Annotated in this window: 24 protein-coding genes; 12 read left to right on the forward strand and 12 right to left on the reverse strand. The window is 63.4% G+C overall.

The annotated features are described in order from the left end of the window. Positions 1 to 3: 3 nt before the first annotated feature. The 5 genes from urtB (at position 4) to GEV38_RS24455 (ending at position 4,857) form a co-directional block, all read left to right on the forward strand. Positions 4 to 1,533, forward strand: coding sequence for an urea ABC transporter permease subunit UrtB (gene urtB, locus GEV38_RS24435; RefSeq protein WP_015271969.1), 1,530 nt, complete (start codon positions 4 to 6; stop codon positions 1,531 to 1,533). Continuing rightward, complete coding sequence (gene urtC / locus GEV38_RS24440) at positions 1,533 to 2,612, forward strand: urea ABC transporter permease subunit UrtC (RefSeq protein WP_054573805.1); 1,080 nt, start codon at positions 1,533 to 1,535, stop codon at positions 2,610 to 2,612. The genes urtB and urtC overlap by 1 nt, the downstream gene beginning before the upstream one ends. Continuing rightward, on the forward strand, positions 2,609 to 3,466 hold the full coding sequence (gene urtD / locus GEV38_RS24445; protein ID WP_023660839.1) for an urea ABC transporter ATP-binding protein UrtD: 858 nt from the start codon (positions 2,609 to 2,611) through the stop codon (positions 3,464 to 3,466). Before urtC ends, urtD begins: the two co-directional genes overlap by 4 nt. Before the next feature lie 145 nt (positions 3,467 to 3,611). Next, entirely contained in the window at positions 3,612 to 4,310 is a 699-nt protein-coding gene (gene urtE / locus GEV38_RS24450; protein ID WP_013974394.1) for an urea ABC transporter ATP-binding subunit UrtE, read from the forward strand. 31 nt (positions 4,311 to 4,341) lie between these two features. Continuing rightward, a complete protein-coding gene (locus tag GEV38_RS24455; RefSeq protein WP_054573804.1) occupies positions 4,342 to 4,857 on the forward strand; it encodes a GNAT family N-acetyltransferase in 516 nt (171 codons plus the stop codon). A 154-nt stretch (positions 4,858 to 5,011) separates the two neighbouring features. Here GEV38_RS24455 and GEV38_RS24460 read toward each other — a convergent pair whose 3' ends face one another. Both GEV38_RS24460 and cbpA read right to left on the reverse strand, forming a co-directional pair. Then, positions 5,012 to 5,317, reverse strand: coding sequence for a chaperone modulator CbpM (locus tag GEV38_RS24460; RefSeq protein ID WP_015271974.1), 306 nt, complete (start codon positions 5,315 to 5,317; stop codon positions 5,012 to 5,014). Positions 5,318 to 5,319: 2 nt separating this feature from the next. Beyond that, positions 5,320 to 6,273, reverse strand: a complete 954-nt coding sequence (gene cbpA / locus GEV38_RS24465; protein WP_013974397.1) for a curved DNA-binding protein — start codon at positions 6,271 to 6,273, stop codon at positions 5,320 to 5,322. Positions 6,274 to 6,437: 164 nt separating this feature from the next. On the opposite strand from cbpA, the gene GEV38_RS24470 reads away from it, so the two are divergent. Continuing rightward, positions 6,438 to 7,709, forward strand: a complete 1,272-nt coding sequence (locus tag GEV38_RS24470; RefSeq protein WP_054572743.1) for an Hsp70 family protein — start codon at positions 6,438 to 6,440, stop codon at positions 7,707 to 7,709. Between the two features lie 72 nt (positions 7,710 to 7,781). Here the strand turns inward: GEV38_RS24470 and GEV38_RS24475 are convergent, their stop codons facing one another. From GEV38_RS24475 to GEV38_RS24485, 3 genes are all read right to left on the reverse strand, one after another. Continuing rightward, on the reverse strand, positions 7,782 to 8,789 hold the full coding sequence (locus tag GEV38_RS24475; RefSeq protein WP_015271976.1) for an AI-2E family transporter: 1,008 nt from the start codon (positions 8,787 to 8,789) through the stop codon (positions 7,782 to 7,784). 71 nt (positions 8,790 to 8,860) lie between these two features. Then, positions 8,861 to 9,148 carry a PsiF family protein gene (locus tag GEV38_RS24480; protein WP_003258250.1) on the reverse strand — a complete coding sequence of 96 codons (288 nt, stop codon included), beginning with the start codon at positions 9,146 to 9,148 and terminating at the stop codon, positions 8,861 to 8,863. Between the two features lie 62 nt (positions 9,149 to 9,210). After that, entirely contained in the window at positions 9,211 to 9,999 is a 789-nt protein-coding gene (locus tag GEV38_RS24485) for a helix-turn-helix domain-containing protein (RefSeq protein ID WP_003258248.1), read from the reverse strand. Between the two features lie 224 nt (positions 10,000 to 10,223). On the opposite strand from GEV38_RS24485, the gene GEV38_RS24490 reads away from it, so the two are divergent. Next, complete coding sequence (locus GEV38_RS24490; RefSeq protein WP_054572742.1) at positions 10,224 to 11,096, forward strand: DMT family transporter; 873 nt, start codon at positions 10,224 to 10,226, stop codon at positions 11,094 to 11,096. On the opposite strand, the gene GEV38_RS24495 is transcribed toward GEV38_RS24490, so the two are convergent. Further along, complete coding sequence (locus GEV38_RS24495; RefSeq protein WP_015271979.1) at positions 11,093 to 11,983, reverse strand: triacylglycerol lipase; 891 nt, start codon at positions 11,981 to 11,983, stop codon at positions 11,093 to 11,095. The two genes, GEV38_RS24490 and GEV38_RS24495, sit on opposite strands and share 4 nt — an antisense overlap. A gap of 123 nt (positions 11,984 to 12,106) precedes the next feature. On the opposite strand from GEV38_RS24495, the gene osmE reads away from it, so the two are divergent. Both osmE and GEV38_RS24505 read left to right on the forward strand, forming a co-directional pair. Beyond that, entirely contained in the window at positions 12,107 to 12,448 is a 342-nt protein-coding gene (gene osmE / locus GEV38_RS24500) for an osmotically-inducible lipoprotein OsmE (protein ID WP_003258245.1), read from the forward strand. A gap of 48 nt (positions 12,449 to 12,496) precedes the next feature. Continuing rightward, positions 12,497 to 13,027, forward strand: a complete 531-nt coding sequence (locus tag GEV38_RS24505; RefSeq protein WP_015271981.1) for a bacterioferritin — start codon at positions 12,497 to 12,499, stop codon at positions 13,025 to 13,027. A gap of 129 nt (positions 13,028 to 13,156) precedes the next feature. Here the strand turns inward: GEV38_RS24505 and GEV38_RS24510 are convergent, their stop codons facing one another. Further along, positions 13,157 to 15,223, reverse strand: a complete 2,067-nt coding sequence (locus GEV38_RS24510; protein ID WP_054572741.1) for an AsmA family protein — start codon at positions 15,221 to 15,223, stop codon at positions 13,157 to 13,159. 341 nt (positions 15,224 to 15,564) lie between these two features. Between GEV38_RS24510 and GEV38_RS24515 the strand changes: the two genes are divergently transcribed. The 3 genes from GEV38_RS24515 (at position 15,565) to GEV38_RS24525 (ending at position 18,134) form a co-directional block, all read left to right on the forward strand. Further along, on the forward strand, positions 15,565 to 16,107 hold the full coding sequence (locus GEV38_RS24515; protein WP_173896047.1) for a phage infection protein: 543 nt from the start codon (positions 15,565 to 15,567) through the stop codon (positions 16,105 to 16,107). 122 nt (positions 16,108 to 16,229) lie between these two features. Then, positions 16,230 to 16,862: an HTH-type transcriptional repressor FabR gene (gene fabR / locus GEV38_RS24520; RefSeq protein ID WP_054572215.1), complete on the forward strand. Its 633-nt coding sequence runs from the start codon at positions 16,230 to 16,232 to the stop codon at positions 16,860 to 16,862. Between the two features lie 174 nt (positions 16,863 to 17,036). Beyond that, positions 17,037 to 18,134: an AGE family epimerase/isomerase gene (locus GEV38_RS24525; RefSeq protein ID WP_015271985.1), complete on the forward strand. Its 1,098-nt coding sequence runs from the start codon at positions 17,037 to 17,039 to the stop codon at positions 18,132 to 18,134. 116 nt (positions 18,135 to 18,250) lie between these two features. On the opposite strand, the gene GEV38_RS24530 is transcribed toward GEV38_RS24525, so the two are convergent. The 5 genes from GEV38_RS24530 to GEV38_RS24550 form a co-directional block, all read right to left on the reverse strand. Continuing rightward, positions 18,251 to 19,018, reverse strand: coding sequence for an SDR family oxidoreductase (locus tag GEV38_RS24530; RefSeq protein ID WP_003259040.1), 768 nt, complete (start codon positions 19,016 to 19,018; stop codon positions 18,251 to 18,253). A gap of 697 nt (positions 19,019 to 19,715) precedes the next feature. Beyond that, positions 19,716 to 20,432, reverse strand: a complete 717-nt coding sequence (locus GEV38_RS24535) for an ABC transporter ATP-binding protein (protein WP_015271986.1) — start codon at positions 20,430 to 20,432, stop codon at positions 19,716 to 19,718. Then, positions 20,429 to 21,304 (reverse strand): ATP-binding cassette domain-containing protein, encoded by an 876-nt coding sequence (locus GEV38_RS24540; RefSeq protein ID WP_010955466.1) that lies wholly within the window; start codon positions 21,302 to 21,304, stop codon positions 20,429 to 20,431. Before GEV38_RS24540 ends, GEV38_RS24535 begins: the two co-directional genes overlap by 4 nt. Next, on the reverse strand, positions 21,301 to 22,602 hold the full coding sequence (gene livM, locus GEV38_RS24545) for a high-affinity branched-chain amino acid ABC transporter permease LivM (RefSeq protein ID WP_015271987.1): 1,302 nt from the start codon (positions 22,600 to 22,602) through the stop codon (positions 21,301 to 21,303). The genes GEV38_RS24540 and livM overlap by 4 nt, the downstream gene beginning before the upstream one ends. 2 nt (positions 22,603 to 22,604) lie before the next feature. Then, the gene (locus tag GEV38_RS24550; RefSeq protein WP_013974411.1) at positions 22,605 to 23,519 is read right to left on the reverse strand and encodes a branched-chain amino acid ABC transporter permease; all 915 of its coding nucleotides are present in this window, start codon (positions 23,517 to 23,519) and stop codon (positions 22,605 to 22,607) included. Between the last annotated feature and the right edge of the window lie 154 nt (positions 23,520 to 23,673).

The raw sequence follows: 23,673 nt of genomic DNA on the forward strand, positions 1-23,673 counted from the left end.
GGCATGCCCGCGAAGAATCCACCGCCGATTTCCAGGATTACCCGCATGCTCAGACTGCTGCTCACCCTGCTCCTGCTGATGCCCTTGGCAACCCAGGCCAGCGAGGGCGAATTCTTTCTCGCTGCCAAGCCCGCCGAGCAAGCCAGCCTGCTCGAAGGCTGGGCCGCACAACCCGATACCGCACGCCTGGCCCTGTTGGACAACCTGCGCCAAGGCCGCATCGCCGCCGACGACACGCGCAAGGTGCGCCTGAACAACCGCCTGCGTGGCCTGATCGACAATGCCTTGGCCAGCCACCAGTTGCTCAGCGACAACAGCGACATCCGCCTGGCCGCTGCCCAACAACTACAGAAAAGCGCGCAACCGGCGCAAATGGCCTTCCTCGACCGGCGCTTCGCCAGCGAACCGGATGCCGCCGTGCATGCCGCCCTCGGCCTGGCCCTGGCCAACCTGCAGCTGGGCGCCAGCGAACCGGCAGTACGCCTGGCCGCCGTTCGCCTGCTCGGCGAAACCGGTGACCCGCTGGCCCGCACCCGCCTCGAAGCCTTGCTGCAACCCAACGCGGAAACCGACCCGGGCGTGCGCACCGCCGCCGAAACCAGCCTGGCCCAGGTGCAGCGCAAGCTGCTGGCCGGCGAACTGCTCGGCCAGGCCTTCAGCGGCCTGTCGCTGGGCTCGATCCTGCTGCTGGCAGCCCTTGGCCTGGCCATCACCTTCGGCCTGCTCGGGGTGATCAACATGGCCCACGGCGAAATGCTGATGCTCGGCGCCTACAGCACCTACATGGTCCAGGTACTGCTGCAACGCTACGCCCCTGGCGCCATCGAGTTCTACCCACTGATCGCCCTGCCGGTGGCCTTCACCGTCAGTGCCGGCGTCGGCATGGCGCTGGAGCGCACGGTAATCCGCCACCTGTATGGCCGCCCTCTGGAAACCCTGCTGGCGACCTGGGGAATCAGCCTGATCCTGATCCAGGCCATCCGCCTGCTGTTCGGCGCGCAGAACGTCGAAGTCAGCAACCCGGCCTGGCTGTCGGGTGGCATCCAGCTGCTGCCCAATCTGGTACTGCCATACAACCGCCTGGTGATCATCGGCTTCGCCCTGGCCGTGGTACTGCTCACCTGGCTGCTGCTCAACCGCACGCGGCTGGGCCTGAACGTGCGCGCGGTCACCCAGAACCGCAACATGGCCGCCTGCTGCGGCGTGTCCACCGGGCGCGTCGACATGCTCGCCTTCGGCCTCGGCTCGGGCATCGCCGGGCTTGGTGGCGTGGCCCTGAGCCAGGTCGGCAACGTCGGCCCGGACCTGGGCCAGAGCTACATCATCGACTCGTTCCTGGTGGTGGTGCTCGGCGGCGTCGGCCAGTTGGCCGGCAGCCTGTGGGCAGCCTTCGGCCTTGGCATCGCCAACAAGCTGCTGGAGCCGCAGATCGGCGCCGTGCTCGGCAAGATCCTCATCCTTGCGTTGATCATTCTGTTCATCCAGAAGCGCCCGCAAGGCCTGTTCGCCCTCAAGGGACGGGTAATCGACTGATGAACCAGCCACTGCTTGTCACCGCTACGCAAAAGGCCGGGCCACGCCTGACCCTGGCCATCGGCGCCGTCGTCGTCCTGTTGCTTGTGGCCCTGCCGCTGCTGTCGCTGCTGCCGGCGGACCATGCCCTGCAGGTGTCGGCCTACACCCTGACCCTGGTCGGCAAGATCCTCTGCTACGCCATCGTCGCGCTGGCCCTGGACCTGGTCTGGGGCTACGCCGGGCTGCTGTCGCTAGGCCACGGGCTGTTCTTCGCCCTCGGTGGCTACGCCATGGGCATGTACCTGATGCGCCAGGCCGCGGGTGACGGCCTGCCAGGGTTCATGACCTTCCTGTCGTGGAGCGAGCTGCCGTGGTACTGGGCTGGCACCCAGCATTTCGCCTGGGCCCTGTGCCTGGTGGTGCTGGCGCCCGGGCTGCTGGCGCTGGTGTTCGGCTGGTTCGCCTTCCGCTCGCGGATCAAGGGCGTGTACTTCTCGATCATGACCCAGGCGCTGACCTTCGCCGGCATGTTGCTGTTCTTCCGCAACGAAACCGGCTTTGGCGGCAACAACGGCTTTACCAGCTTCCGCTCCATCCTTGGCTTCGACATTGCCGCCCAAGGCACCCGTGCAGTGCTGTTCCTGCTCACCGTCGGCCTGCTGCTGGCCAGCCTGTACCTGTGCTGGGGCCTGACCCGCAGCAAGTTCGGCCGCCTGCTCACCGCCGTGCGCGACGCCGAAAACCGCCTGATGTTCTGCGGCTACGACCCACGTGGTTTCAAGTTGCTGGTGTGGGTGCTCAGCGCCGTACTGTGCGGCCTGGCCGGTGCGCTGTACGTACCGCAGGTGGGCATCATCAACCCCAGCGAGATGTCGCCGACCAACTCCATCGAAGCCGCCGTGTGGGTGGCCCTGGGCGGGCGCGGCACCTTGATCGGCCCGCTGCTCGGCGCCGGTCTGGTCAATGGCATGAAAAGCTGGTTCACCGTGGCCTTCCCGGAGTTCTGGCTGTTCTTCCTCGGCGCGTTGTTCATCCTCGTCACCCTGTACCTGCCCAAGGGCGTGGTCGGCCTGTTGAAGAAAAGGAGCCAGCCATGAGAGGCGTGCCCCCGGTACACCCGGAATTCATGCTCGAACCGGTGTTCGACAACCTCGGCGCCAGCCGCGACGCCATCGGCCTGGGCCAAAGCCGCAAGACCGGCCTCGACACCCGCCACGGCACGGTGCTGAGCCTGGAAGACATCAGCGTCAGCTTCGATGGCTTCAAGGCGCTGAACGCGCTGAACCTGTACATCGGCGTGGGCGAGCTGCGTTGCATCATCGGCCCCAACGGTGCCGGCAAGACCACGATGATGGATGTGATCACTGGCAAGACCAGGCCTGACAGCGGTACGGCCTATTTTGGCGACACCCTCGACCTGACCCGCATGAGCGAATACCAGATCGCCCAGGCCGGCATAGGCCGCAAGTTCCAGAAGCCCACGGTGTTCGAGGCGCTGACGGTGTTCGAAAACCTGGAGCTGGCGCTGAAGACCGACAAGTCGGTATGGGCCAGCCTGGCAGCGCGCTTGGGTGGGGAGCAGCGCCAACGCATCGAGGAGGTGCTGGGCACCTTGCGCCTGCTGCCGCTGGCCCAGCGCCAGGCGGGCTTGCTGTCGCATGGGCAGAAGCAGTTCCTGGAGATCGGCATGCTGCTGGTGCAGGAGCCGCAACTGCTGTTGCTGGACGAACCGGTAGCGGGCATGACCGATGCCGAGACCGAGTTCACCGCCGAGCTGTTCAAGGGGCTGGCTGGCAAGCATTCGCTGATGGTGGTGGAGCACGACATGGGGTTTGTCGGCAGCATTGCTGACCATGTGACCGTGCTGCACCAAGGCAGCGTGCTGGCGGAAGGGTCGCTGGAGCAGGTGCAGGCGGATGAGCGGGTGGTCGAGGTGTATCTGGGCCGCTAGACATGGATACCTGCGCCGGCCTCTTCGCGGGTAAACCCGCTCCCACAGGTACGGCACAGGCCTGAAGAGCTGCGCGGTCCTTGTGGGAGCGGGTTTACCCGCGAAAGGGCCAGCACAGGCAAAGCAGATTTCCCAGGAACCACACATGCTGAAAATCGACACCCTGCACCAGTATTACGGCGGCAGCCACATCCTCCGGGGCCTGTCCTTCGAAGCCAAGGTCGGCGAAGTCACCTGCCTGCTGGGCCGCAACGGCGTGGGCAAGACCACCCTGCTGCGCTGCCTGATGGGGCTGGTCCCGGCCCGCGACGGCAGCATCGAATGGGAAGGCAAGCCGATCACCAGCCTCAAGCCCCAGCAACGGGTCCACGCCGGCATCGCCTACGTGCCCCAAGGCCGCGAGATCTTCCCGCGCCTCACCGTCGAGGAAAACCTGCTGATGGGCCTTTCGCGCTTCCCCGCCCGTGAAGCTCGGGAGGTACCGCCCTTCATCTACGAACTGTTTCCCGTGCTGGAACAGATGAAGCAACGCCGTGGCGGTGACCTGTCCGGCGGCCAGCAGCAACAGCTGGCAATCGGCCGTGCCCTGGCCAGCCGCCCGCGGCTGCTGATCCTCGATGAGCCCACCGAGGGTATCCAGCCTTCGGTCATCAAGGAAATTGGGGCTGTCATCCGTCGCTTGGCAGAGCGCGGTGACATGGCCATCCTGCTGGTGGAACAGTTCTACGACTTCGCTGAGGAGCTGGCCGACCAGTACCTGGTGATGGCCCGTGGCGAGATCATCCAGCGGGGCCGTGGCGAAAACATGCAAGCCGAGGGTGTGCGTGGGCTGGTAACCATTTAATCTGCAAGCAACGACCCTGCGAGACGCTGTCATGAGTCATGAAATCCGCGACGCCCTGCCTACCGACGTGCCAGGCATCCTCGACATCTACAACGACGCGGTGCGCAACACCACGGCGATCTGGAACGAAACCCCGGTGGATTTGGCCAACCGCCTGGCCTGGTTCGCCGCACGGGCGCAGCAGGGCTACCCGATCCTGGTGGCAGTGGATGGGAGCGGTGTGCTGGGCTATGCGTCGTTTGGCGACTGGCGGCCGTTCGAGGGCTTTCGCAACACCGTGGAACACTCGGTGTATATCCGTGGCGATCAGCGCGGCAAGGGATTGGGGCCAGTGCTGATGGCAGCGCTGGTCGAGCGTGCGCGCGAGTGTGGCAAGCATATGATGGTGGCGGCCATCGAGAGCGGCAATGCAGCGTCGGTGCGCCTGCACGAGCGGCTGGGCTTCGTGGTGACCGGGCAGATGCCGCAGGTGGGGGTGAAGTTTGGCCGGTGGCTGGACTTGACCTTCATGCAGCTGGTGCTGAACCCGGGGGCAGAACCCAGTTGAGAAACCAGGCCTCACACGATCCCTGTAGGAGCGGCCTTGTGTCGCGATGGGCTGCGAAGCGGCCCCAGATCTTTGCTTCATCTCAAGATTGCCGGGGCTGCTGCGCAGCCCATCGCGACACAAGGCCGCTCCTACAGGGGTTAGCCGCAACGGCCTACATCTGGGTAAACCTGCCCAACCGCTGCCTCAGCATGCTGTTCTCGCTGCGCAGCTGCCGCACTTCCTGCAGCAGCTCCAGCGCAAGCGCCACCCCTTCCCACTCCAGTTCCAGCTCCTGATGCAGCTTCGCCGCGCGTTTGGCCAGCAACGGCGCCTGATCGTCGAACAACCAGTCCTCCGGCGTTCGCCCGGAAGGTTCGACAATGCCGTGCTCGACGATTTCGATCACGCAGTCAGCCGTGAGATCGGCCTCCTGACACAAGGTACGCATGTCCAGTTGAACGATCAGGGTGCTGCTCATGATCACTTACTCCATTGTGTCCTCGGGTTGAACGCAGCCTTCTCGGAAAGCTTGGTCCACAGTTCGCGGGCAGACTCGTCGGATGCTGGTGGCATGACCACTTTCAGTTGCGCGTAAAGGTTGCCACGCTCGCCACTCTTGTTGGCCAAGCCCTTGCCCGGTACGCGCAGGCGCTGGCCGCTCTGGCTGTCGGGGCGGATGGTGAGGTTGATCTTGCCGTCCAGGGTCGGCACGGCCACCTTGGCGCCCAGTGCTGCCTCCCACGGTGCCAGCGGCACGGTGATGATCAGGTCATGACCTTCGACATCGAACAGCGGGTGCGGTGCCATGCGAATGGTCAGGAACAGGTCGCCATTGGCCCCGCCACCACTACCCGGCGCGCCCTGGCCCTTCAGGCGGATACGCTCGCCGTCGGTCACACCGGCCGGGATCTTCACGTTCAGGGTCTTGGTAGTGAAGCCGGTGCGCTGGCCCATGGCATTGGTCTGCGGCACCTGGAAGCTGATCTGCTTGGACTCCTTGCTCAGGGTCTCTTCAAGGAATACCGCCAGTTCTAGCTCCACGTCCTGCCCCCGCCTGCCGGCGCTGCGTTGCTGCTGCCGGGCACCACCGAACGGGTTGCCCCCCCGGCCACCAAAGATCGAGCTGAAAAAGTCGGAGAAATCGCCGCCTTCGAAGCCGCCACCACCGCCACGGTTCTCCCAGCCCGGTGGCGCCTGGAACGGCCGGCCATGCTGGCCACCGTACTTGCGGATTTCATCGTACTCGGCACGTTTCTGCGCGTCGCCCAGCACTTCGTAGGCCTCGTTGGCCTCCTTGAATTTTTCCTCGGCGTCGCGCTCCTTGCTGACATCGGGGTGATACTTGCGCGCCAGCTTGCGGTACGCGGCCTTGATCGCCTTTTCGTCCGCCGCGGGCTCTACGCCGAGTATCTTGTAATAGTCTTTGAAGTCCATCTATGGATCACCAATGTGAATGTGCGTGTTGCAAGAGAAGATAGGGGTCAAGCATAGCCTTTCAAGACCACCTTGGGGTTGCTCCATGGCAGACGATCGGTCTTGATTCTGTAGCCAACTGGCATACACTGCGCGGCCGTTTTGCCTCCGGAAGCTCATTCCCCATGTCTGACGTATCCCCGGCCCGCGCCCTGGGCATCGACTTTGGCACCTCCAACTCCACGGTCGGCTGGCACCGCCCAGGCGCCGAGTCGCTGATTGCCCTGGAAGACGGCAAGATCACGTTGCCCTCGGTGGTGTTCTTCAACATCGAGGAGCGTCGCCCGGTATATGGCCGCCTGGCACTGCACGAATACCTGGAAGGCTACGAAGGCCGCCTGATGCGTTCGCTGAAAAGCCTGCTGGGCTCCAAGCTGATCAAGCACGATACCAGCGTGCTGGGCAGCGCCCTGCCGTTCAAGGACCTGCTGGGCATGTTCATCGGCGAGCTGAAAAAACGCGCCGAGGCCGCTGCTGGGCGGGAGTTCGAGCAGGTGGTGCTGGGCCGTCCGGTGTTCTTCGTAGACGAAGACCCAGCAGCCGACCAGGAGGCCGAGGACACCCTGGCCGAAGTGGCGCGCAAGATCGGCTTCAAGGATGTGTCCTTCCAGTACGAGCCGATTGCCGCGGCCTTCGACTACGAGTCGAGCATCAGCCGCGAAGAGCTGGTGCTGATCGTCGACATCGGCGGTGGTACCTCGGACTTCACCCTGATCCGCCTGTCGCCCGAGCGCCACCTGATCGCCGAGCGCCAGAGCGACATCCTCGCCACCGGCGGTGTGCACATTGGCGGTACCGACTTCGACAAGCAGCTGAGCCTGCAGGGCGTGATGCCGCTGTTCGGCTACGGCAGCCGCATGAAGAGTGGCGCGCTGATGCCGACCAGCTATCACCTCAATCTCGCCACCTGGCACACCATCAACGCCCTGTACTCGCAGAAGTCGCAGCTGGCGCTGGGCAGCATGCGCTATGACATCGAGGACACGTTGGGCATCGACCGCCTGTTCAAACTGATCGAAGAGCGTGCTGGCCACTGGTTGGCGATGGAAGTGGAGGCCAGCAAGATCGAGCTGACCGAACAGCAGAGCCGCCACGTCGACCTAGGCCGCATCGAGCGCGATCTGGGCGTGGACCTGTCCCGAGCGCTGTTCGAGGGGGCTATCGAAGGGTTGCTGGAGCGGGTGCGTGGTAGCGTGAGCGAACTGCTGGCCAAGGCTGGAGTGAGCGAGACCCAGGTCGATACGGTGTTCTTCACCGGCGGTTCCAGCGGGATTCCGGCGCTGCGCAACAGCGTGTCGGCGATGCTGCCGAATGCGCGGCATGTGGAAGGCAACATCTTTGGCAGCATTGGTAGCGGGTTGGCCATCGAGGCGCGCAAGCGCTACGGCGTAGCCTGAGCCATCCCTTTCACCAGTACCGGCCTCTTCGCGGGTTTACCCGCGAAGAGGCCGGTACTGGTCAATAAAGAATCAGACCAGTTCGGCCCGCTTCAGCTCACTCTTCAGGTAGGCATAGTAGATCGGCCCCGCCACCACCCCCGGCAGCCCGAATGCCGCCTCGAACACCAGCATCGCCAGCAGCAGTTCCCAAGACTTGGCACTGATCTGCCCGCCCACGATCCGCGCGTTGAGGAAGTACTCGACCTTGTGGATGACGATCAGGTAACCCAGCGCCGCCGCCGCCACCCAGATCGACAGCGACAGGCCGACGATAGTGATCAGGGTATTCGACATCAGGTTGCCGATCACCGGCAGCAGGCCCAGCAGGAAGGTCAGCACGATCAGCGTCTTGGTCAGCGGCAGGTGCACGTCGAACATCGGCAGCACCACGGCCAGGAAGATGCCCGTGAACGTAGTGTTGAGCAGCGAAATCTTGATCTGCGCGAAGACGATGTTGCGAAACGCCTTCACCAGCAGGCTCAGGCGCTCGAACAGCGCCGCTGCCAGCGGCTTGCGCCGGGATATGTCGGGGATGCGCTGCAAGGCGACTATGGCACCGAGGATCATGCCGATCAACAAGGTGACGAACATGTGCGCCATACCCTTGCCCACCAGCTGCAGGTCGCTCAGGTGGCTCTTGATCCAGTCACCGATGGCCACCTTGAACTCCGCCGCACTGGCCGGCAGGTAGCCTTCGATGAACGGCGGCAGCTGGCTACGGGCGCGCTCCACCAGGGCCATGAACTTGTCCAGCGAGGCCCCGGGGTTTTCCGCCTCGTGCAGCAAAAAGCTGAAGGCACCGGCAAACAGCAGGGTCAGGGTGCTGACCACCAGCGTGCCTAGCAGCGCCACAGCCAGCCAGCGGGCGCGCTGCCCGGCGAGCAGCGGCTGCAGCCGCGGCGTGAGCATGTTGACCAGCTCGAACACCAGCAGGCCGGCCAGCAGGCTTGGCAGCAATTTCAGGGGCAACGCCAGCAACAGGCCGGCAAATACGATGATCCAGCTGGCCAGGGTGACCTGGCGGGGGGTGAAGGTCATACAGCCTCAACGGCAGACAACGGGAAAGACCCGCAGTCTGCCAGCCTTACGTCTGCAGGCATAGGCGCAGGTCATTTCTTCTTCAGGCAGTCGCTCATGAACGCTTTGCGTTCGTCACCTTTGAGGGCCTTGGTGGTGGCGTCGGCGTTGCAGGTTTTCATCTTCTCTTGCTGGGTTTGTGGCACATCCTTCTTCAGGCAGGTGCTCATGAAGGCTTTGCGCTCATCGCCCTTGAGGGCCTTGGCGGTGGCGTCGGCGTTGCAGGTTTTCATCTTTTCCTGCTGCGCGGTATTGGCGGCGAAGCCTTGTGCGCTGAACAACACCGCCAATACCAGTAAGGGGATTTGCAGCACTTTCATGGAGTATCTCCTTGGCTCCGCGCCCGATGCACGGGGGTCGAGCTGAGTGTAGCCAAGAATTCTCAACGCCCTGCCCGTGCCTGGCGACGGTATTGCTCGGGCGTGCACTGGGCCTGGCGCTGGAACATGGCGATGAACGCCGAGGCACTGCTGTAGCCGAGGTCGAAGGCGATGGCCTGGATCGGCTGGCCGGCTTCAAGCGCCTCGATGGCGCGCAAAAAGCGCAGGCGCAGCCGCCATTCACCAAAACTGATGCCCAGCTCGCGCAGGAACTGCCGGGCCAAAGTACGTTCGCTGACATGAATCTGGGCGGCCCATTCGCCCAGCGGGCGGTTGTCGCCCGGCTCGGCACCAAGGGCATCGAGCACCTGGCGCAAGCCCTCGCTGTGGGCAAACGGCAGGTAGCAGGCCTGGGTGGGCGCCAGCAGCAGTTGGTCGAGCAGCACCTGCGCCAGGCGCTGGTCGCGCTCGCCCTCGGCCACCCGCAGGTCGCGCCGGGCGAAGTCGGCGAGGATGGCCTTGAGGATGTCGCTGATCATCAGGCTGCACGGTTGCTGCGGCAGTGCGGCGCACAGGCTGCGGTCCAGGTAGACCGAACGGTAGACGATAGCCTGCGGGTTGTAGCAACCATGTTCGGTGTCGGGCGGTACCCACACGGCGTATTGCGGCGGCGACAGGAAGTGCTGGCCAGCTACTTCCAGGTGCATCACGCCGTGGGCGGTGTAGTTGAGCTGGCCCCAGGCGTGGCGATGCAGGGCGCTGCGGGTGTCGGCACCGAACTCGTCGTGGCGGAAGTACACCGGGGCCGGGAGCCGGGTGAACTGGGGAATATCGAGGTATTTGCGCGGCATGCTGTCTGCTTTGCGGGGTGGGTTGTCTGGATAGGAGTATAGGCTTTTGGACAGACAGTTGATAATGGCTGCTATCGGGGCCTGCTGCGCAGGCCTTCGCGGGCTCGCCCGCTCCCACAGGATCCGCGCCAGCTTTCAGGCCTGTGATATCCCTGTGGGAGCGGGCAAGCCCGCGAAGGGCTGCAAAGCAGCCCCAATCCAAGCCCCAACGAGTAACCTGCTACATGAACTACCTGTTCCCCCTGACCGCCATCCTGATATGGGCCGGCAACACCGTGGTCACCAAGATGTCCGCCGGCGCCATCCACCCCGCCGAGATCGGCTTCTACCGCTGGCTGCTGGCCGCGCTGTTGTTCACCCCGTTCCTGCTGCCCGCCGTGTGGCGCAATCGCGCGGCCATTCGCCCGCACCTGGGCAAGGTTTTCGTGCTGGGCGTGCTGGGCATGGCGCTGTACCAGAGCCTGGCCTACTTTGCCGCCGGCATCACCAGCGCCACCAACATGGGCATCATCCTTTCGCTGATGCCACTGATGTCACTGGCATTGTCCATCGCCTGGCTGGGCCAGCGCCTGAGCTACGGTGCCCTGCTGGGCGCGCTGGTGTCATTTTTCGGCGTGCTTGAAGTGGTCAGCGCCGGCCACCCCGCCAGCCTGCTGCAACAAGGCCTGAACAGCGGCGACCTGCTGATGCTGGTGGCCACACTGGCCTATGCGCTATACAGCTTCCTGCTGAAGAAATGGCAGCTGCGCCTGCCGCCGATGCAGCTGCTGTACCTGCAGGTGCTGGTAGCCATCGTCGTGTTGCTGCCGCTGTTCCTGCTGTCGGACAAGACTGGCCTGAACAGCCGCAACGTCGGCCTGGTGCTGTACGCCTGCGTGCTGGCCTCGATGATCGCGCCCCTGGTGTGGATGCAGGCCGTGCACCGCCTGGGGCCCAGCCGCACCACGCTGTTCTTCAACCTGCTGCCGCTGGTCACTGCACTGATCGCCGCCGTGGTGCTCGACGAGCAGCTGGCCCGCTATCACCTGGTCGGCGGCCTGCTGACCCTGGCGGGCGTGGTGCTGGCCGAGCGCTGGACCACACCGATCCGTCGCTAGAGCCCTGCCGCCTTGAGCCGGGCGGCATGTTCGGTGAACAGCCGCACCGGTTCGGCACCCTTGCCCACCGCACCAAGCGACTGGTTGACGATATCCAGGTGGTCGAGCGGGTAATCGTCGCCGATCACCTGCCCCAGGTGCGAACTGAAGCGCCCGACCATTCCGTCGCAATAGCCCTTTTCCTTGACAAAGCTGCGCGCGAACAGGCGGCAGAAGTGGCTGCTGCCGTCGAAACGGTTGCGCCGCTGGTCGGTCAGGCCGGGCTGCAAGGTGCCGGACCAGGAGTAATAACGCACGCCATCGACCTCATAGGCCCCCTCCCCGCCCCAGGTGTCTGGCAACCCCTGTGGATAAGCCTGGTTGAACAGCGCCACACCTGCACTGGTCAGTGACTGGTGCGAGGCATGTACATCCACCGGCAACGGGTCACGGCGCCAGCCGGTTTCCAGCCACACCAGCAGCACGGCCAAGCCATGCAGCACGGCCTTCAGGATGCGCCCCTGCGGGGAATCGCCCGGTGCCGTGCGTTCCAGGTAGTCGGCCAGTTCCGAGCCATGGTTGGGCCCCGCCACCGAAGTGACCGAAGCCACCCGCCCAGGCCGCCTGGCAGCCGCGTAGCGCGCGCTCAGGGCGCCCTGGCTGTGGCCGATGAGGTTGACCTTTTCCGCTCCGGTACGCAGGCAGATGTCTTCGATGATCGCCAGCAACTGCTCGCCGCGCACCTCGCTGGAATGCAGTGGCGAAACCTGCACCGGGAACACCTGCGCCCCGCCCTGGCGCAGGGCCGGCACGATGCCGAACCAGTAGGGGTAGAGCACTACCCGGACAAAACCGAGCATGCCCGGCACCAGCACCAACGGGTATCGCGTGGCCAATTCCTGCTGCATTGCCCCAGCCCCTTTCCGTGGACGACCGGCCAACACTACAGCGGCCTTGATGACCATCGCAATCGAACTCCCGGCGCGCGCTGCGGTTCCAAACCACACAGACCCTTTGCAAGGAGCGGGACCATGTACAAGCAGACCCTGGCAATCCTTCTGGCAAGCGCCACCCTCGTCGCCTGCGGCAGCCGCCCGGAAAACCCGGTGGACTACGTCACCTACCGCGACGAACCGCTGGTCAAGCAGGTGGAAAAAGGCATGACCATGCAGAAAGTCATCGCCATCGGCGGCAGTCCGTCCAACGTCATCGACCTCCCCCATGGCGGCACCTGCAACGACTACATCCTCAACCACGATGGCCACCAGCAGCCCTACTACGTGCGCTTCGACGCCACCGGCCATGTCGACGCCAAGGGCTTCAAGACTTGCAAACAACGCGAAGAAGACAGCGACGCCGTCCACGGCGCCTAAGCCTTCCAGGCCATATCCATGACCACCCTGATGTTCCAGGAGATGAACATGAATGCGAATGAACTGACCGATGTACAAACCCTGCGCGAACGTGCCCGTCAGCATGTCGAGCAAGGTGCGGTGACCGAGGGTTACGATGCTGATCGCCAACAGATCCTGCGCCTGCTCAATGATTCACTGGCGACCGAACTGGTCTGCGTGCTGCGCTACAAGCGTCACTACTTCATGGCCAGCGGCATCAAGGCCAGCGTGGCTGCCGATGAATTCCTCGAGCATGCCAATCAGGAAGCCGAGCACGCCGACAAGCTTGCCGAACGGATCGTGCAGTTAGGTGGAGAGCCGGATTTCAACCCGGACAACCTGAGCAAGAGGTCCCATGCCCAATATGTGGCGGGCACTTCATTGAAAGAGATGGTGCTGGAAGACCTGGTGGCGGAGCGGATCGCCATCGATAGCTATCGCGAGATCATTCGGTACATTGGGGATAAAGATCCGACTACGCGGCGGATTTTTGAAGACATCCTCGCGCAGGAAGAAGAGCACGCGGACGATATGTCCGACCTGTTGCAAGGCTTGTAATTGCTGGGGGCGCTTTGCGCCCCATCGCGACACAAGGCCGCTCCTACAGAGGGATCGCGTCTCGGCAGATTTGCGCGATTCCCTGTAGGAGCGGCCTTGTGTCGCGATGGGCCGCGAAGCGGCCCCCTGCTATTTCCGCTCTTTCACCACCGCCGGCGCCTTGCCCGCCTTCATCTGCTGCAACAGCGGCGTGCACTGGTTGGGATCATCCCCGCTGCTAGGCGCAATCAGCGCCAGCAACCCCGCCGCCGGCCCGGCAACCACGCCCAACGCCACCATTCCCGCTCCGCGCAATGCCAGCGGCACCGCCTGCACCCCGGCACTGGGCTTGGCGAACGGCCCGCGCACATACAGCGGCGAACGCAGCGAGAACAGCCGCAACCCTTTCGATTCGGGGGTAATTTTCAGGTCCAGCTGCTCCGTGGCGAAATTGGCCGTGCCGTTGATGTAGATGATCGCGTTCTCGGTATCGAAGATGAACAGGCGCGTGGTCGCCAGGCCATCCTTGATACCCACGTCAGCCGCCGCGCAGTTGATCTTCACATCCTCATCGCCAAACAGCTTGCCGACCACATAGTTACCCACGTTCAACCCGGCAATCTCCATCAGGCTGCGGCTGATGGCACCATCGTTGATCAGCATGCGCAGGTCGCCATTGGCCGTGCCCAGCAAGGCGGCCACCGAGTTGCCCCGGCCAGTGATATCGGCATCGCCATTCAACTCACCGAAGCTGGTCTGCATCGGCGCAAAGGAGGGGAACAACTGCTTGAGCTTGAAGCCCCGCGCCGTCAGCCGGGCACGCCCCTGCAACGGTACGTTGCGGCCATCCAGGCGAATCCTGGAAGCCAGGTTGCCGCCAGCCACGCCAAAACGCAGGGGCTCCAGGCGCAGCAGGCCGTCCTCCAGTATCACGTGGGCCGACAGGTCGTTGAACGGCAGTTGCGCGCTGTGCACGATGCGCTTGCCGGCGAAGGTGACGTCGGCGTCCATCGTGCGCCAGCGCTCGGTGCGGAACTCTTCCACCGGCAGCACCTTGCCCGCCGGCTGTTTGCTGGCACCCCCACGGGCCTTCTGCTCGGCGTTGGAGTCGGCGCCGATCAGCGGCGCCAGGTCCTTGAACAGCAACTGGTTGGACACCAGGTTGCCGGACAGCTTGGGCCGTGGCTGGCTGGCAACGAAGGCCAGGTCGCCGTGGATATCGCTGTCACCGATCTTGCCGTTGAAGCCCTGGTAGTTGAAGGTCGCCCCTTGCGCCGCGTGCAGGTTGGCGCTGAGGTGGCCGTCGGTGGAGTAGGCCGGGGTGTCGGGCAAGGTTACGCCGGTCAGCGGGTAGAGGTTGCCCAGGCTGGCCCCGGACAGGCGCAGGCGCAGGTCGAGGGCGCCGAGGTTGCGCGGGTCGGTCAGGGTGCCGGCAAGCACCACATGGGTGTCGGCGATGCGCACGTCAGCCTGCAGCGGGAACGGCTGGCTGGCGTCCTGCAGGGCCAGCAGGCCGCCGATCTTGCCGGTACCGGAGACCGGCTGGCCTTTGTAACGGCCCTGGGCCTTGAGCCCGAAGGCGTAGTCCTGCGCGGCACCGGCCTTCTCGGCGCTGGCCTTGCCGACGATGTCGCTGAACGGGACAGGCTTGCCCAGCGGGTCGATCTGCACCTTCATGCTGGTTTTCAGGGTTTGGTCATCGAAGCTGACATTGCCCTGGTCGAAGCCGATGGCGCCAATGTCCAGCTGCCATTTGGAAGGCTCTGCGTTTTCATCCTTGGGGCCGAAGTCGAAGGCCCAGTTGGCGCGGCCATCGGCCAGGCGGGTGAGGCTGGCTGTGGGCTTGGTCAGGTCGATGCGCGGGATGCTGATCTGCTGGAACAGCAGCGGCAGCGGCGCCAGGCGGAACGCCACGCGCTCCAGGCCGACCATCTTCGGTTCCTTGAACCACTCGGGGTTGCCCAGGGTCAGGTCTTCGGCAATGAAGTGCGGCCAGGGCACCCAGGCACGCCAGCCCCCCTCTTCTGGTTCGGTGCGCCAGTCCACGGCAAGGTTGCCATTGATCGCGAAGGGCCGCTGCAGGGCCTCGGAGACTTTCTCGTTGAGCAGGGGCTTGACGCGGTTCCAGTCGAAGGTGGCAATCACCACCACCAGGATCGCCAGCAGGGTCAGCAGGCTGGTGAAGGTCCAGACGAGGATTCTGGCGGGACGCGTCATTGCGTGATTCTCCTTGCGGTATGGCACAGAACAGGTGCAGCGGTGGCACTCAATATCTCGGACTGATGAAAACCCGTGGGGTTTTATCGATGGCGCCATGATAGCGAAGTTTTTCCTGGCCTTTTGCTCAGCAAATCGTCGCGCCAGACCGTGCGTGTTACCTGCAAAAAGCACCATCAAATTGCCATCTAACGGCCTGTAAAGTGCTTTCTAGAGCAGTTTCAAATCTCTATCAATACGGTCGATTGTTACCATTACCCGTATGAACTTCTCTCTGGCGTTACGCGGCGTAGCATTGGCTCCGTACCCACTTTCCAGCCCCCGAGAGGAGCACCGAAATCATGAAACGCCATCTGCTGACCCTGACCCTGTCCATCCTGGCTGCCAACGCTTTTGCCCTGCCAGCCGACGAGCAACACCTGACCGCCGAATCACGCTCCAGCGCTGCTGAAATCGCCCAGCCGCTGAAGACCGTTGCTGAAGGTGGTGCTGATCGCCTGATCGAACGTAGTGCCCGCGTTGCCGAAGGTGGCTCCGATCGCCTGATCGAACGTAGTGGCCGCGTTGCCGAAGGTGGCTCCGATCGCCTGATCGAACGTACTGGCCGCGTTGCCGAGGGTGGCTCCGATCGCCTGATCGAACGTACTGGCCGCGTTGCCGAAGGTGGCTCCGATCGCCTGATCGAACGTACTGGCCGCGTTGCCGAAGGTGGCTCCGATCGCCTGATCGAACGTACTGGCCGCGTTGCCGAGGGTGGTTCCGATCGCCTGATCGAACGTACTGGCCGCGTTGCCGAGGGTGGTTCCGATCGCCTGATCGAACGTACTGGCCGTGTTGCCGAGGGTGGTTCCGATCGCCTGGTTGAAATCAGCCGTGTGAGCTGATCGCCATGACCGAAAAGAACAATCTATGTCACAACGCCAGCTCCCCTCCAGGCCCGGTCCATTGACCGGGCTTTGTTTTTTTCACTAGAGTGCCCTGCCTTACCGCCATAGAAACCCGCACCATGCTGCCGCGCGCCGAACAGAAGCTACAGACCCGCCAGGCCCTACTCGATGCTGCCTGCCAGCTCATGGAGAGTGGCCGTGGTTTCGGCAGTATCAGCCTGCGCGAAGTGGCAAAGACGGCCGGCATCGTACCCACCGGCTTCTACCGGCATTTTTCCGACATGGACGCCCTGGGCCTGGCCCTGGTTGCCGAGGTCGACACTACCTTCCGCCAGACCATCCGCCTGGTGCGCCAGAACGAATTCGAACTGGGCGGCATCACCGACGCCTCGGTGCGCATCTTTCTCGATGTGGTCGCCGCCCACCGTGCGCAGTTCCTGTTCCTCGCCCGTGAGCAGTACGGCGGTTCACAGGCCGTACGCCAGGCCATTGCCCGCTTGCGCCAGGACATCAGCGACGACCTGGCCACCGACCTGGCGCGGATGAAGCGCTGGCAGCACCTGGACAGCGCCGCGCTGGCGGTGATGGCCGACCTGGTGGTGAAAACCGTGTTCGCCACCCTGCCAGAGCTTATCGACAGCCCCGAAGCGGGTTATCCACAGGTGTTGACGCCCCAGGAAAAGATCACCCAGCAGTTGCGCTTCATCTTCGTGGGGGCGCGGCATTGGCAGGGGCTCGGCAACCCGAGCTGATCGGTAGCCTGTACTGGCCTCTTCGCGGGCATGCCCGCTCCCACAGGTACCCCACATTGCTCGAGCCTGTGGTGATCCTGTGGGAGCGGGCGTGCCCGCGAAGAGGCTGGCACAGGCTACCCACAACCCAGTTCTGCTACCATGGCGCCCTGCCCGACAGCGACGAGCGCCGAAATGTCCGACCCCCGCCCCACCCTGCCCGAACTGGCCCGCTTCAACCAGCACTTCGCCGAACGCATCGTGCCGTTGTGGCAAGGCCCGGGCTGGAACGCCGACATGGCCCTGCCTTACGAGGCACTGGATGCCCAGCACCAGCCATTGCCGGTGCAGCGCTACCGGGCCATGGCCTGCGCAAGGCAGCTTTACCTGTTCAGCAGCCGCATCGGGCAACCGGGTGCAGCCGAGCGTGCGGCCGCCTTGTTCCGCTCGCTGCAGAAGCACTTCCACGACGCCGAACACGGCGGCTGGTTCTATAGCATCGACGCCCAGGGCAAACCGCTGGACCGACGCAAGGACCTCTACACCCACGCGTTCATCGTCTTCGCCTGTGCGCACTACTGGGGCAAGGTGCGTGAAAACCTGGTGGAGTCCACGCTGAACGCCGCGCTGGACATCATCGACCAGCAGTTCGCCCGCGACGACGGCCTGTACGAAGCCAGCCTCGCTGAAGACTGGGCAGACCTTGGCAGCGGCCCGCTGCAAAACCCGCAGATGCACCTGGCCGAAGCCTTCCTGCAGGTGCTGGCGGTGCGTGACGACAAGCATGCCCAGCAGTCGTTGCTGCACCTGTGCGACGCGCTGCAGGAACACTTCATCGACCCCGCCCACGGCCTGATGCTGGAAAAGCCACGCGGCACTGTGGATAACTGGTTCGAGCCGGGGCACCAGTTCGAGTGGTTCTACCTCCTGCATACCTCGCCACTGCTGCGAGATACGCCGCTGCATGCGTCCATCGACCGGGCTTTCGGCTACGCCGAGCAATACGGGGTGAAGGATGCCGCTGTGCTGGCGATGCTGGATGTGGATGGCCGGGTGCTCGACGCCACCCAGCGGATCTGGGCACAGGCGGAATACCTGCGGGCGCTGGTGTTGCGGACAGGGGGCGAGAGCAAGCTTGCCGGGCAGTTGCAGGCTCTGGAAACGCGGTTCCTGCGTGAGGCGGGCTGGTATGAGTGCCGGGATGGGCAAGGCAGTGTCAGCCGGCATGATATGCCTTCGACTACTCCCTACCACTTGGCGACTTGCCTGGAAGGGTTGCAGCGCCTGGGCTGACGCTTTCGCAGCACAAGGCTGCTCCTACAGGGAAAGCGGCGCACCTGAAACCAGTGCCAATCCTGTAGGAGCAGCCTTGTGCTGCGAATGGGCCGCAAAGCGGCCCCGCCTTTTGATCAGGCCTTGGCCGACCGGTCGATCGAGAACCCTGCCCAGTCCTGGCTCACCGGCATCAGCTCGAGGCTGTTGATATTGATATGCGCCGGCTGGTTGAGGATCCAGAAGATGGTCTCGGCAATGTCCTGCGGCTGGATCGGCTCGGCACCGGCGTAGGTGGCGTCGTATTTGGCCTGGTCACCGCCAAAGCGCACCAGCGAGAACTCGCTCTCGCACAGGCCCGGCTCGATATTGCTCACGCGCACGCCCGTACCCCGCAGGTCGCAGCGCAGGCTCAACGAGAACTGGCCGACGAAGGCCTTGGTGCCGCCATACACGTTGCTGCCTGGGTACGGGTAGTTGCCCGCCACTGAACCTACGTTGAGGATCGACGCCCCACGGCCATGGGCGATCAGCCGTGGCAGCAACAAGCGGGTGGTGTACATCAGGCCCTTGATGTTGGTGTCGACCATGGTTTCCCAGTCGTCCAGGCTGCAGTTCTGCGCCGCGTCCACACCCAGCGCCAGGCCTGCGTTGTTGACCAGGCCGCGCAACTTGTCGAAGCCAGCTGGCAAGTTGGCGATGGCCTGCTCCATGGCTTTGCGGTCACGCACGTCGAGTACCAGGCCGTGTACTTCGGTCTTGGCCGACAATTCGGCGCACAGGGCGTCCAGGCGCTCCTTGCGGCGGCCAGTGAGCACCAGCTTCCAACCAGCTTCGGCAAAACGGCGGGCAGTGGCCTCACCAAAACCGGAAGTCGCGCCAGTGATGAATACGGTGGACGTCATGCTCTGTTCCTCACGGTGGATTGTCATCGGCAGTCTTGCAGCATGCCCGCGCCGCGTGCTTGCAGCAACCCGCCCGGGATACTGTTCATTTTTTGATCATATGTGGCAAACCCTTACAGCAGACGGCTCGGCACCAGCTATGCGCACGTTATCCACAAGGCTTTCCCCACGGATTGGGGGCAACTTGTCCACGGTACGGAACCCTTTCAGCGACTTATGGTCGGTGGATATCTTTTCGGTGATGGCGCAAGGCTTTCAAGCATGCCGTCTGCAGCGGTCTGTCCAAGGCTTTTTCACAGGGTTATCCACAGGCTTTTCGCAACGCCTGGAATGAATGCAGGGCTTTGAAAAACCTTGGAAAATAATCCACAAGGTGCAATTGATCAAAAAACGATAATGACTCTGCAGGGCTTGGTATCAAAGGGTTTGAGCGAGATGCCACCATGTTTTCCACAGGCGGTTCCACATTAACCGTGGAAAAGATCGGGCCTGTGGAAACAAGGGCTTGCGAAGGGATGCTGGAGTGTATGGAGGCAGGCCCGCTACAAGTTGTCCACATTTGGAATCGGGCTGCTTTGCAGCCCATCGCGACACAAGGCCGCTCCTACAAGGGGCCGCGATACCACATGAAATCGCAGATTGCCTGTAGGAGCGGCCTTGTGTCGCGATGGGCCGCAAAGCGGCCCCCGAATGCAACTCAATGCCCGCCGAGATAGGCGTTGCGCACTTCTTCGTTGACCAACAGCTCCTGACCCGTCCCGCTCATGCGAATCTGCCCGTTGACCATCACATAAGCCCGGTCCGACAGTTTCAGCGCATGGTTGGCGTTCTGCTCCACCAGGAAGATGGTCATCCCAGTCTTGGCCAATTCACGTAAGGTCGAGAAGATCTGTTTGACCACGATCGGCGCCAGCCCCAGCGATGGCTCATCCAGCAGCAACAACTTCGGCCGGCTCATCAGCGCGCGGGCAATTGCCAGCATCTGCTGCTCGCCACCAGACATGGTCATGGCCCTCTGGTTACGCCGCTCTTTCAAGCGCGGGAACAGCTCGTACATGCGCTGCATGTCTTCGTCGGCATGCTTGTCACCGATGGGGATGGTACCCATCATCAGGTTCTCCTCGACCGTCATGTCGGGGAACACCCGGCGCCCTTCCGGCGACTGGGCGATGCCGTTGGAGGCAATGTAATGCGACGACTTGCGAGTGATGTCGGTGCCGCGGTACACGATATGCCCCGACGCCGCCCGCGGCTGGCCGAAGATCGACATCAGCAGGGTCGACTTGCCAGCGCCGTTGGCGCCGATCAGGCTGACCGTCTCACCTTCATTGATGTGCATCGAGACTTTCTTCAGCGCCTGGATAGGGCCGTAGAACACGTCCAGGTCCTTCAATTCCAGAATGGGTGCACTCATACCAGTTCCTCTTCATCTGCACCCAGGTAGGCGGCGATCACCGTCGGGTTGTGGCGGATATCCTGCGGCGCGCCTTCGGCAATCACGTTGCCGTGGTCGAGCACCACGATATGATCGGAAATGCTCATGACCATGCCCATGTCGTGTTCGATCAGCACCACGGTAATGTCGTGCTCGTCGCGCAGCACGCGGATCATGCGGCTGAGGGCCTCGGTTTCCTGTGGGTTCAGGCCAGCCGCCGGTTCGTCCAGGCAGATGATCTTCGGCCGCGTGCACATGGCCCGGGCGATTTCCAGGCGGCGCTGCTGGCCGTACGACAACTCGCCAGCCAGGCGGTTGGCGCAATCGACCAGGTCGACCACTTCCAGCCAGTAGAACGCGTGGTCCAGCGCGTCGCTCTCGGCCTTGCGGTAGGCCTTGGTGTTGAGTACCCCGGCCAGCAGGTTGCGGTTGACCCACATGTGCTGCGCCACCAGCAGGTTCTCCACCACCGACATTTCCTTGAACAGGCGAATGTTCTGGAAGGTGCGTGCCAGGCCGGCGCGGTTGACCAGGTGGGTACCGCCGAACATCTTGTAGTACATGCGGTTGGCGAAGCGCGCCGGGGAGACGAAGTCTGCCGCCTGGAAGCGCTCGCCGAGCAGCTGGATGACGTTGGTGTGGCTACCGCGCACGTTCAGCTCGATGCGCCCGCCACTGGCCTTGTAGAACCCGGTCAGGCAGTTGAACACGGTGGTCTTGCCCGCACCGTTGGGGCCGATCAGGGCGAAGATCTGGTTGCGCCGGACCTTCAGGCTGACATCGCTGAGCGCCTTGATGCCGCCAAACTGCATCATCAGGTTGTCGACCGAGAGAATGATATCGTCGCTCATGGCGCCACTCCTTTACGCGGGGTCACACCGGTACGGCTGATGCGGATCAGCCCACGCGGTCGCCAGATCATCATCAGCACCATCAACACACCGAACAGCAGCACGCGGTATTCGGAGAAGCTGCGCAGCAGCTCGGGTGCCACGGTCAGCACGAAGGCGGCAATCACCACGCCTACGGTCGAGCCCATACCACCGAGCACGACGATGGCCAGGATCAGCGCCGACTCGAAGAAGGTGAACGACGACGGGTTGACGAAGCCCTGGTAGGTGGCAAAGAACACCCCGGCCAAGCCGGCGGTGGAGGCACCCAGGGTAAACGCCGAGAGCTTGACCAGTACGTGGTTCAGGCCCATCGAGCGGCAGGCGATCTCGTCTTCGCGTAGCGCTTCCCAGGCACGGCCGACCGGCATGCGGGTCAGGCGATGCTTGATGTAGAGCACTGCAAGCACGACGATGAACAGCACCGCGTAGATGAACACGAACTTGAGGTTGGCGTTGTAATCGAAGCCGAAGAACTCGTGGATAGGTACCCCACCGTCCTTGGCCCTACGGCCGAACTCCAGGCCGAAGAAGGTCGGCGCCGGTGCCGGCATGCCGTTGGGGCCGCCGGTGAACGACAACCAGTTGTTCAGCACCAGGCGGATGATCTCGCCGAAGCCCAGGGTCACGATCGCCAGGTAGTCGCCGTGCATCCGCAACACCGGGAAACCGAGTATGCACCCCGCCAGCGCCGCAGCTATGGCCGCCAGTGGCAGCACGCTCCAGAAGCCCAGGCCAAGGTACTGATAACCCAGCGCCAGGCCATATGCGCCGATGGCATAAAACGCCACATAGCCCAGGTCGAGCAGGCCGGCCAGGCCGACCACGATGTTCAGCCCCAGGCCCAGCAGCACGTAGATCAGGCCGAGGATGACGACGGTCAGCAGGTACTTGTTGGCGAAGATCGGGAAGACAATGGCGATCACCACCAGCGCCGGGATGATATAGCGCAGCCGCGATACGTAGTTCGGCGCGCGCACATGCACTCCCGAGCCACCGCTTTCGAAGCCCTGGAGCATGCGCGAGCCGGCGGCCGTCTGCAGGTACAGGCTGAGCAGGAAGCGCCCCAGCATCACCCCGCCAACCAGCCAGGCCACACGCCGCGGCTCGGCGTTGAAGGTGTAGCCGTCGAGCACCACGCCAACGACAGGACCGAACACGATGAGTGCCAGCAGGCCGGCGACGATGGTCTCCAGCAGGCTGCGTTTGATATCGAAACTTTTGGTTTCAGGAACAGAGGCAGTTTTGGCAATGGACATGTTCACACCTTAGCCACGAGCGGGCGACCCAGCAGGCCTTGTGGGCGGAAGATAAGGATCATCACTAGCAGCGAGAAGCTGAACACGTCCTTGTAGTCGGAGTTGATCAGGCCGGAGAACAGCGACTCGGAAATGCCCAGGATGATCCCGCCGAGCATGGCGCCTGGCAGCGAGCCGATACCGCCGAGCACCGCGGCGGTAAACGCCTTGATGCCGATGATGAAGCCGGCGTAGAAGTCGAAGGTGCCGTAGTTCATGGTGATCAGCACGCCGGCCAGGGCAGCCATAACCGCACCGATGACGAACACGTAGGAAATCACCCGGTCGGTGTTGATGCCCAGGATCGAGGCCATCTTGCGGTCTTGCTGGGTGGCACGGCACATGCGGCCGAGCTTGGTGTACTTGATCACATAGGTGAGCAGGCCCATGCCAACGAAGGCTGCCACCAGGATGAAGATCTTGGTGTAGGTAAGTTGCACGAAGCCGGTGCCCACTTCGACACGCCAGGCGCCTTCCAGCAGGGTTGGCACGCCTTGCTGGCGGGCGCCCTGGCTGATCTGCGCGTAGTTCTGCAGGATCAGCGAGATGCCGATGGCACTGATCAGAGGTGCCAGGCGGGTGGAGTTGCGCAGGGGTTTGTAGGCGATGCGTTCGATGGTGAAGCCGTACACGCCGGTGACGACGATGGTGAACAACAGGGTGCCCAGCATCAACAGGGGGAACGACTCGATACCGAAATAAGCCAGCAATGCCAGGCTGATCGCCGCGAGGTACGCGGAAATCATGTACACCTCGCCGTGCGCGAAGTTGATCATGCCGATGATGCCATAGACCATTGTGTAGCCGATGGCGATCAGGCCATAGACCGACCCGAGGGTCAGGCCGTTGACCAGTTGCTGCAGGAAAATACCATCCATAACGCAATCTCACCTGATTGAGATTGCACGAGCGCCGACCACGGCGGGCCTGGAACAGGCGGCCCTCGCAGCGCAGTACTGTGCAGATCTACGGATAAAGACAGGTACCGCGGGGCTTTGGCCCGGGGGCTGACGCGCCCGGGCCGTGGGCCGT

Origin of the sequence: Pseudomonas sp. 13159349 (assembly GCF_013305685.1) — a bacterium.
GTDB classification, from domain to species: Bacteria; Pseudomonadota; Gammaproteobacteria; order Pseudomonadales; family Pseudomonadaceae; genus Aquipseudomonas; species Aquipseudomonas asiatica.

Bases quoted from the DNA above. Each gene is read 5' to 3' on its own strand.
- GEV38_RS24490 (WP_054572742.1), top strand. From the start codon at position 10,224: ATGAACTACCTGTTCCCCCTGACCGCCATCCTGATATGGGCCGGCAAC.
- GEV38_RS24460 (WP_015271974.1), bottom strand. From the start codon at position 5,317: ATGAGCAGCACCCTGATCGTTCAACTGGACATGCGTACCTTGTGTCAG.
- GEV38_RS24495 (WP_015271979.1), bottom strand. From the start codon at position 11,983: ATGCAGCAGGAATTGGCCACGCGATACCCGTTGGTGCTGGTGCCGGGC.
- GEV38_RS24455 (WP_054573804.1), top strand. From the start codon at position 4,342: ATGAGTCATGAAATCCGCGACGCCCTGCCTACCGACGTGCCAGGCATC.
- osmE (WP_003258245.1), top strand. From the start codon at position 12,107: ATGTACAAGCAGACCCTGGCAATCCTTCTGGCAAGCGCCACCCTCGTC.
- urtB (WP_015271969.1), top strand. From the start codon at position 4: ATGCCCGCGAAGAATCCACCGCCGATTTCCAGGATTACCCGCATGCTC.
- GEV38_RS24540 (WP_010955466.1), bottom strand. From the start codon at position 21,304: ATGAGCGACGATATCATTCTCTCGGTCGACAACCTGATGATGCAGTTT.
- GEV38_RS24515 (WP_173896047.1), top strand. From the start codon at position 15,565: ATGAAACGCCATCTGCTGACCCTGACCCTGTCCATCCTGGCTGCCAAC.
- fabR (WP_054572215.1), top strand. From the start codon at position 16,230: ATGCTGCCGCGCGCCGAACAGAAGCTACAGACCCGCCAGGCCCTACTC.
- GEV38_RS24535 (WP_015271986.1), bottom strand. From the start codon at position 20,432: ATGAGTGCACCCATTCTGGAATTGAAGGACCTGGACGTGTTCTACGGC.
- livM (WP_015271987.1), bottom strand. From the start codon at position 22,602: ATGTCCATTGCCAAAACTGCCTCTGTTCCTGAAACCAAAAGTTTCGAT.
- cbpA (WP_013974397.1), bottom strand. From the start codon at position 6,273: ATGGACTTCAAAGACTATTACAAGATACTCGGCGTAGAGCCCGCGGCG.
- GEV38_RS24525 (WP_015271985.1), top strand. From the start codon at position 17,037: ATGTCCGACCCCCGCCCCACCCTGCCCGAACTGGCCCGCTTCAACCAG.
- urtD (WP_023660839.1), top strand. From the start codon at position 2,609: ATGAGAGGCGTGCCCCCGGTACACCCGGAATTCATGCTCGAACCGGTG.
- GEV38_RS24475 (WP_015271976.1), bottom strand. From the start codon at position 8,789: ATGACCTTCACCCCCCGCCAGGTCACCCTGGCCAGCTGGATCATCGTA.
- GEV38_RS24470 (WP_054572743.1), top strand. From the start codon at position 6,438: ATGTCTGACGTATCCCCGGCCCGCGCCCTGGGCATCGACTTTGGCACC.
- GEV38_RS24505 (WP_015271981.1), top strand. From the start codon at position 12,497: ATGAATGCGAATGAACTGACCGATGTACAAACCCTGCGCGAACGTGCC.
- urtC (WP_054573805.1), top strand. From the start codon at position 1,533: ATGAACCAGCCACTGCTTGTCACCGCTACGCAAAAGGCCGGGCCACGC.
- GEV38_RS24480 (WP_003258250.1), bottom strand. From the start codon at position 9,148: ATGAAAGTGCTGCAAATCCCCTTACTGGTATTGGCGGTGTTGTTCAGC.
- GEV38_RS24510 (WP_054572741.1), bottom strand. From the start codon at position 15,223: ATGACGCGTCCCGCCAGAATCCTCGTCTGGACCTTCACCAGCCTGCTG.
- urtE (WP_013974394.1), top strand. From the start codon at position 3,612: ATGCTGAAAATCGACACCCTGCACCAGTATTACGGCGGCAGCCACATC.
- GEV38_RS24530 (WP_003259040.1), bottom strand. From the start codon at position 19,018: ATGACGTCCACCGTATTCATCACTGGCGCGACTTCCGGTTTTGGTGAG.
- GEV38_RS24550 (WP_013974411.1), bottom strand. From the start codon at position 23,519: ATGGATGGTATTTTCCTGCAGCAACTGGTCAACGGCCTGACCCTCGGG.
- GEV38_RS24485 (WP_003258248.1), bottom strand. From the start codon at position 9,999: ATGCCGCGCAAATACCTCGATATTCCCCAGTTCACCCGGCTCCCGGCC.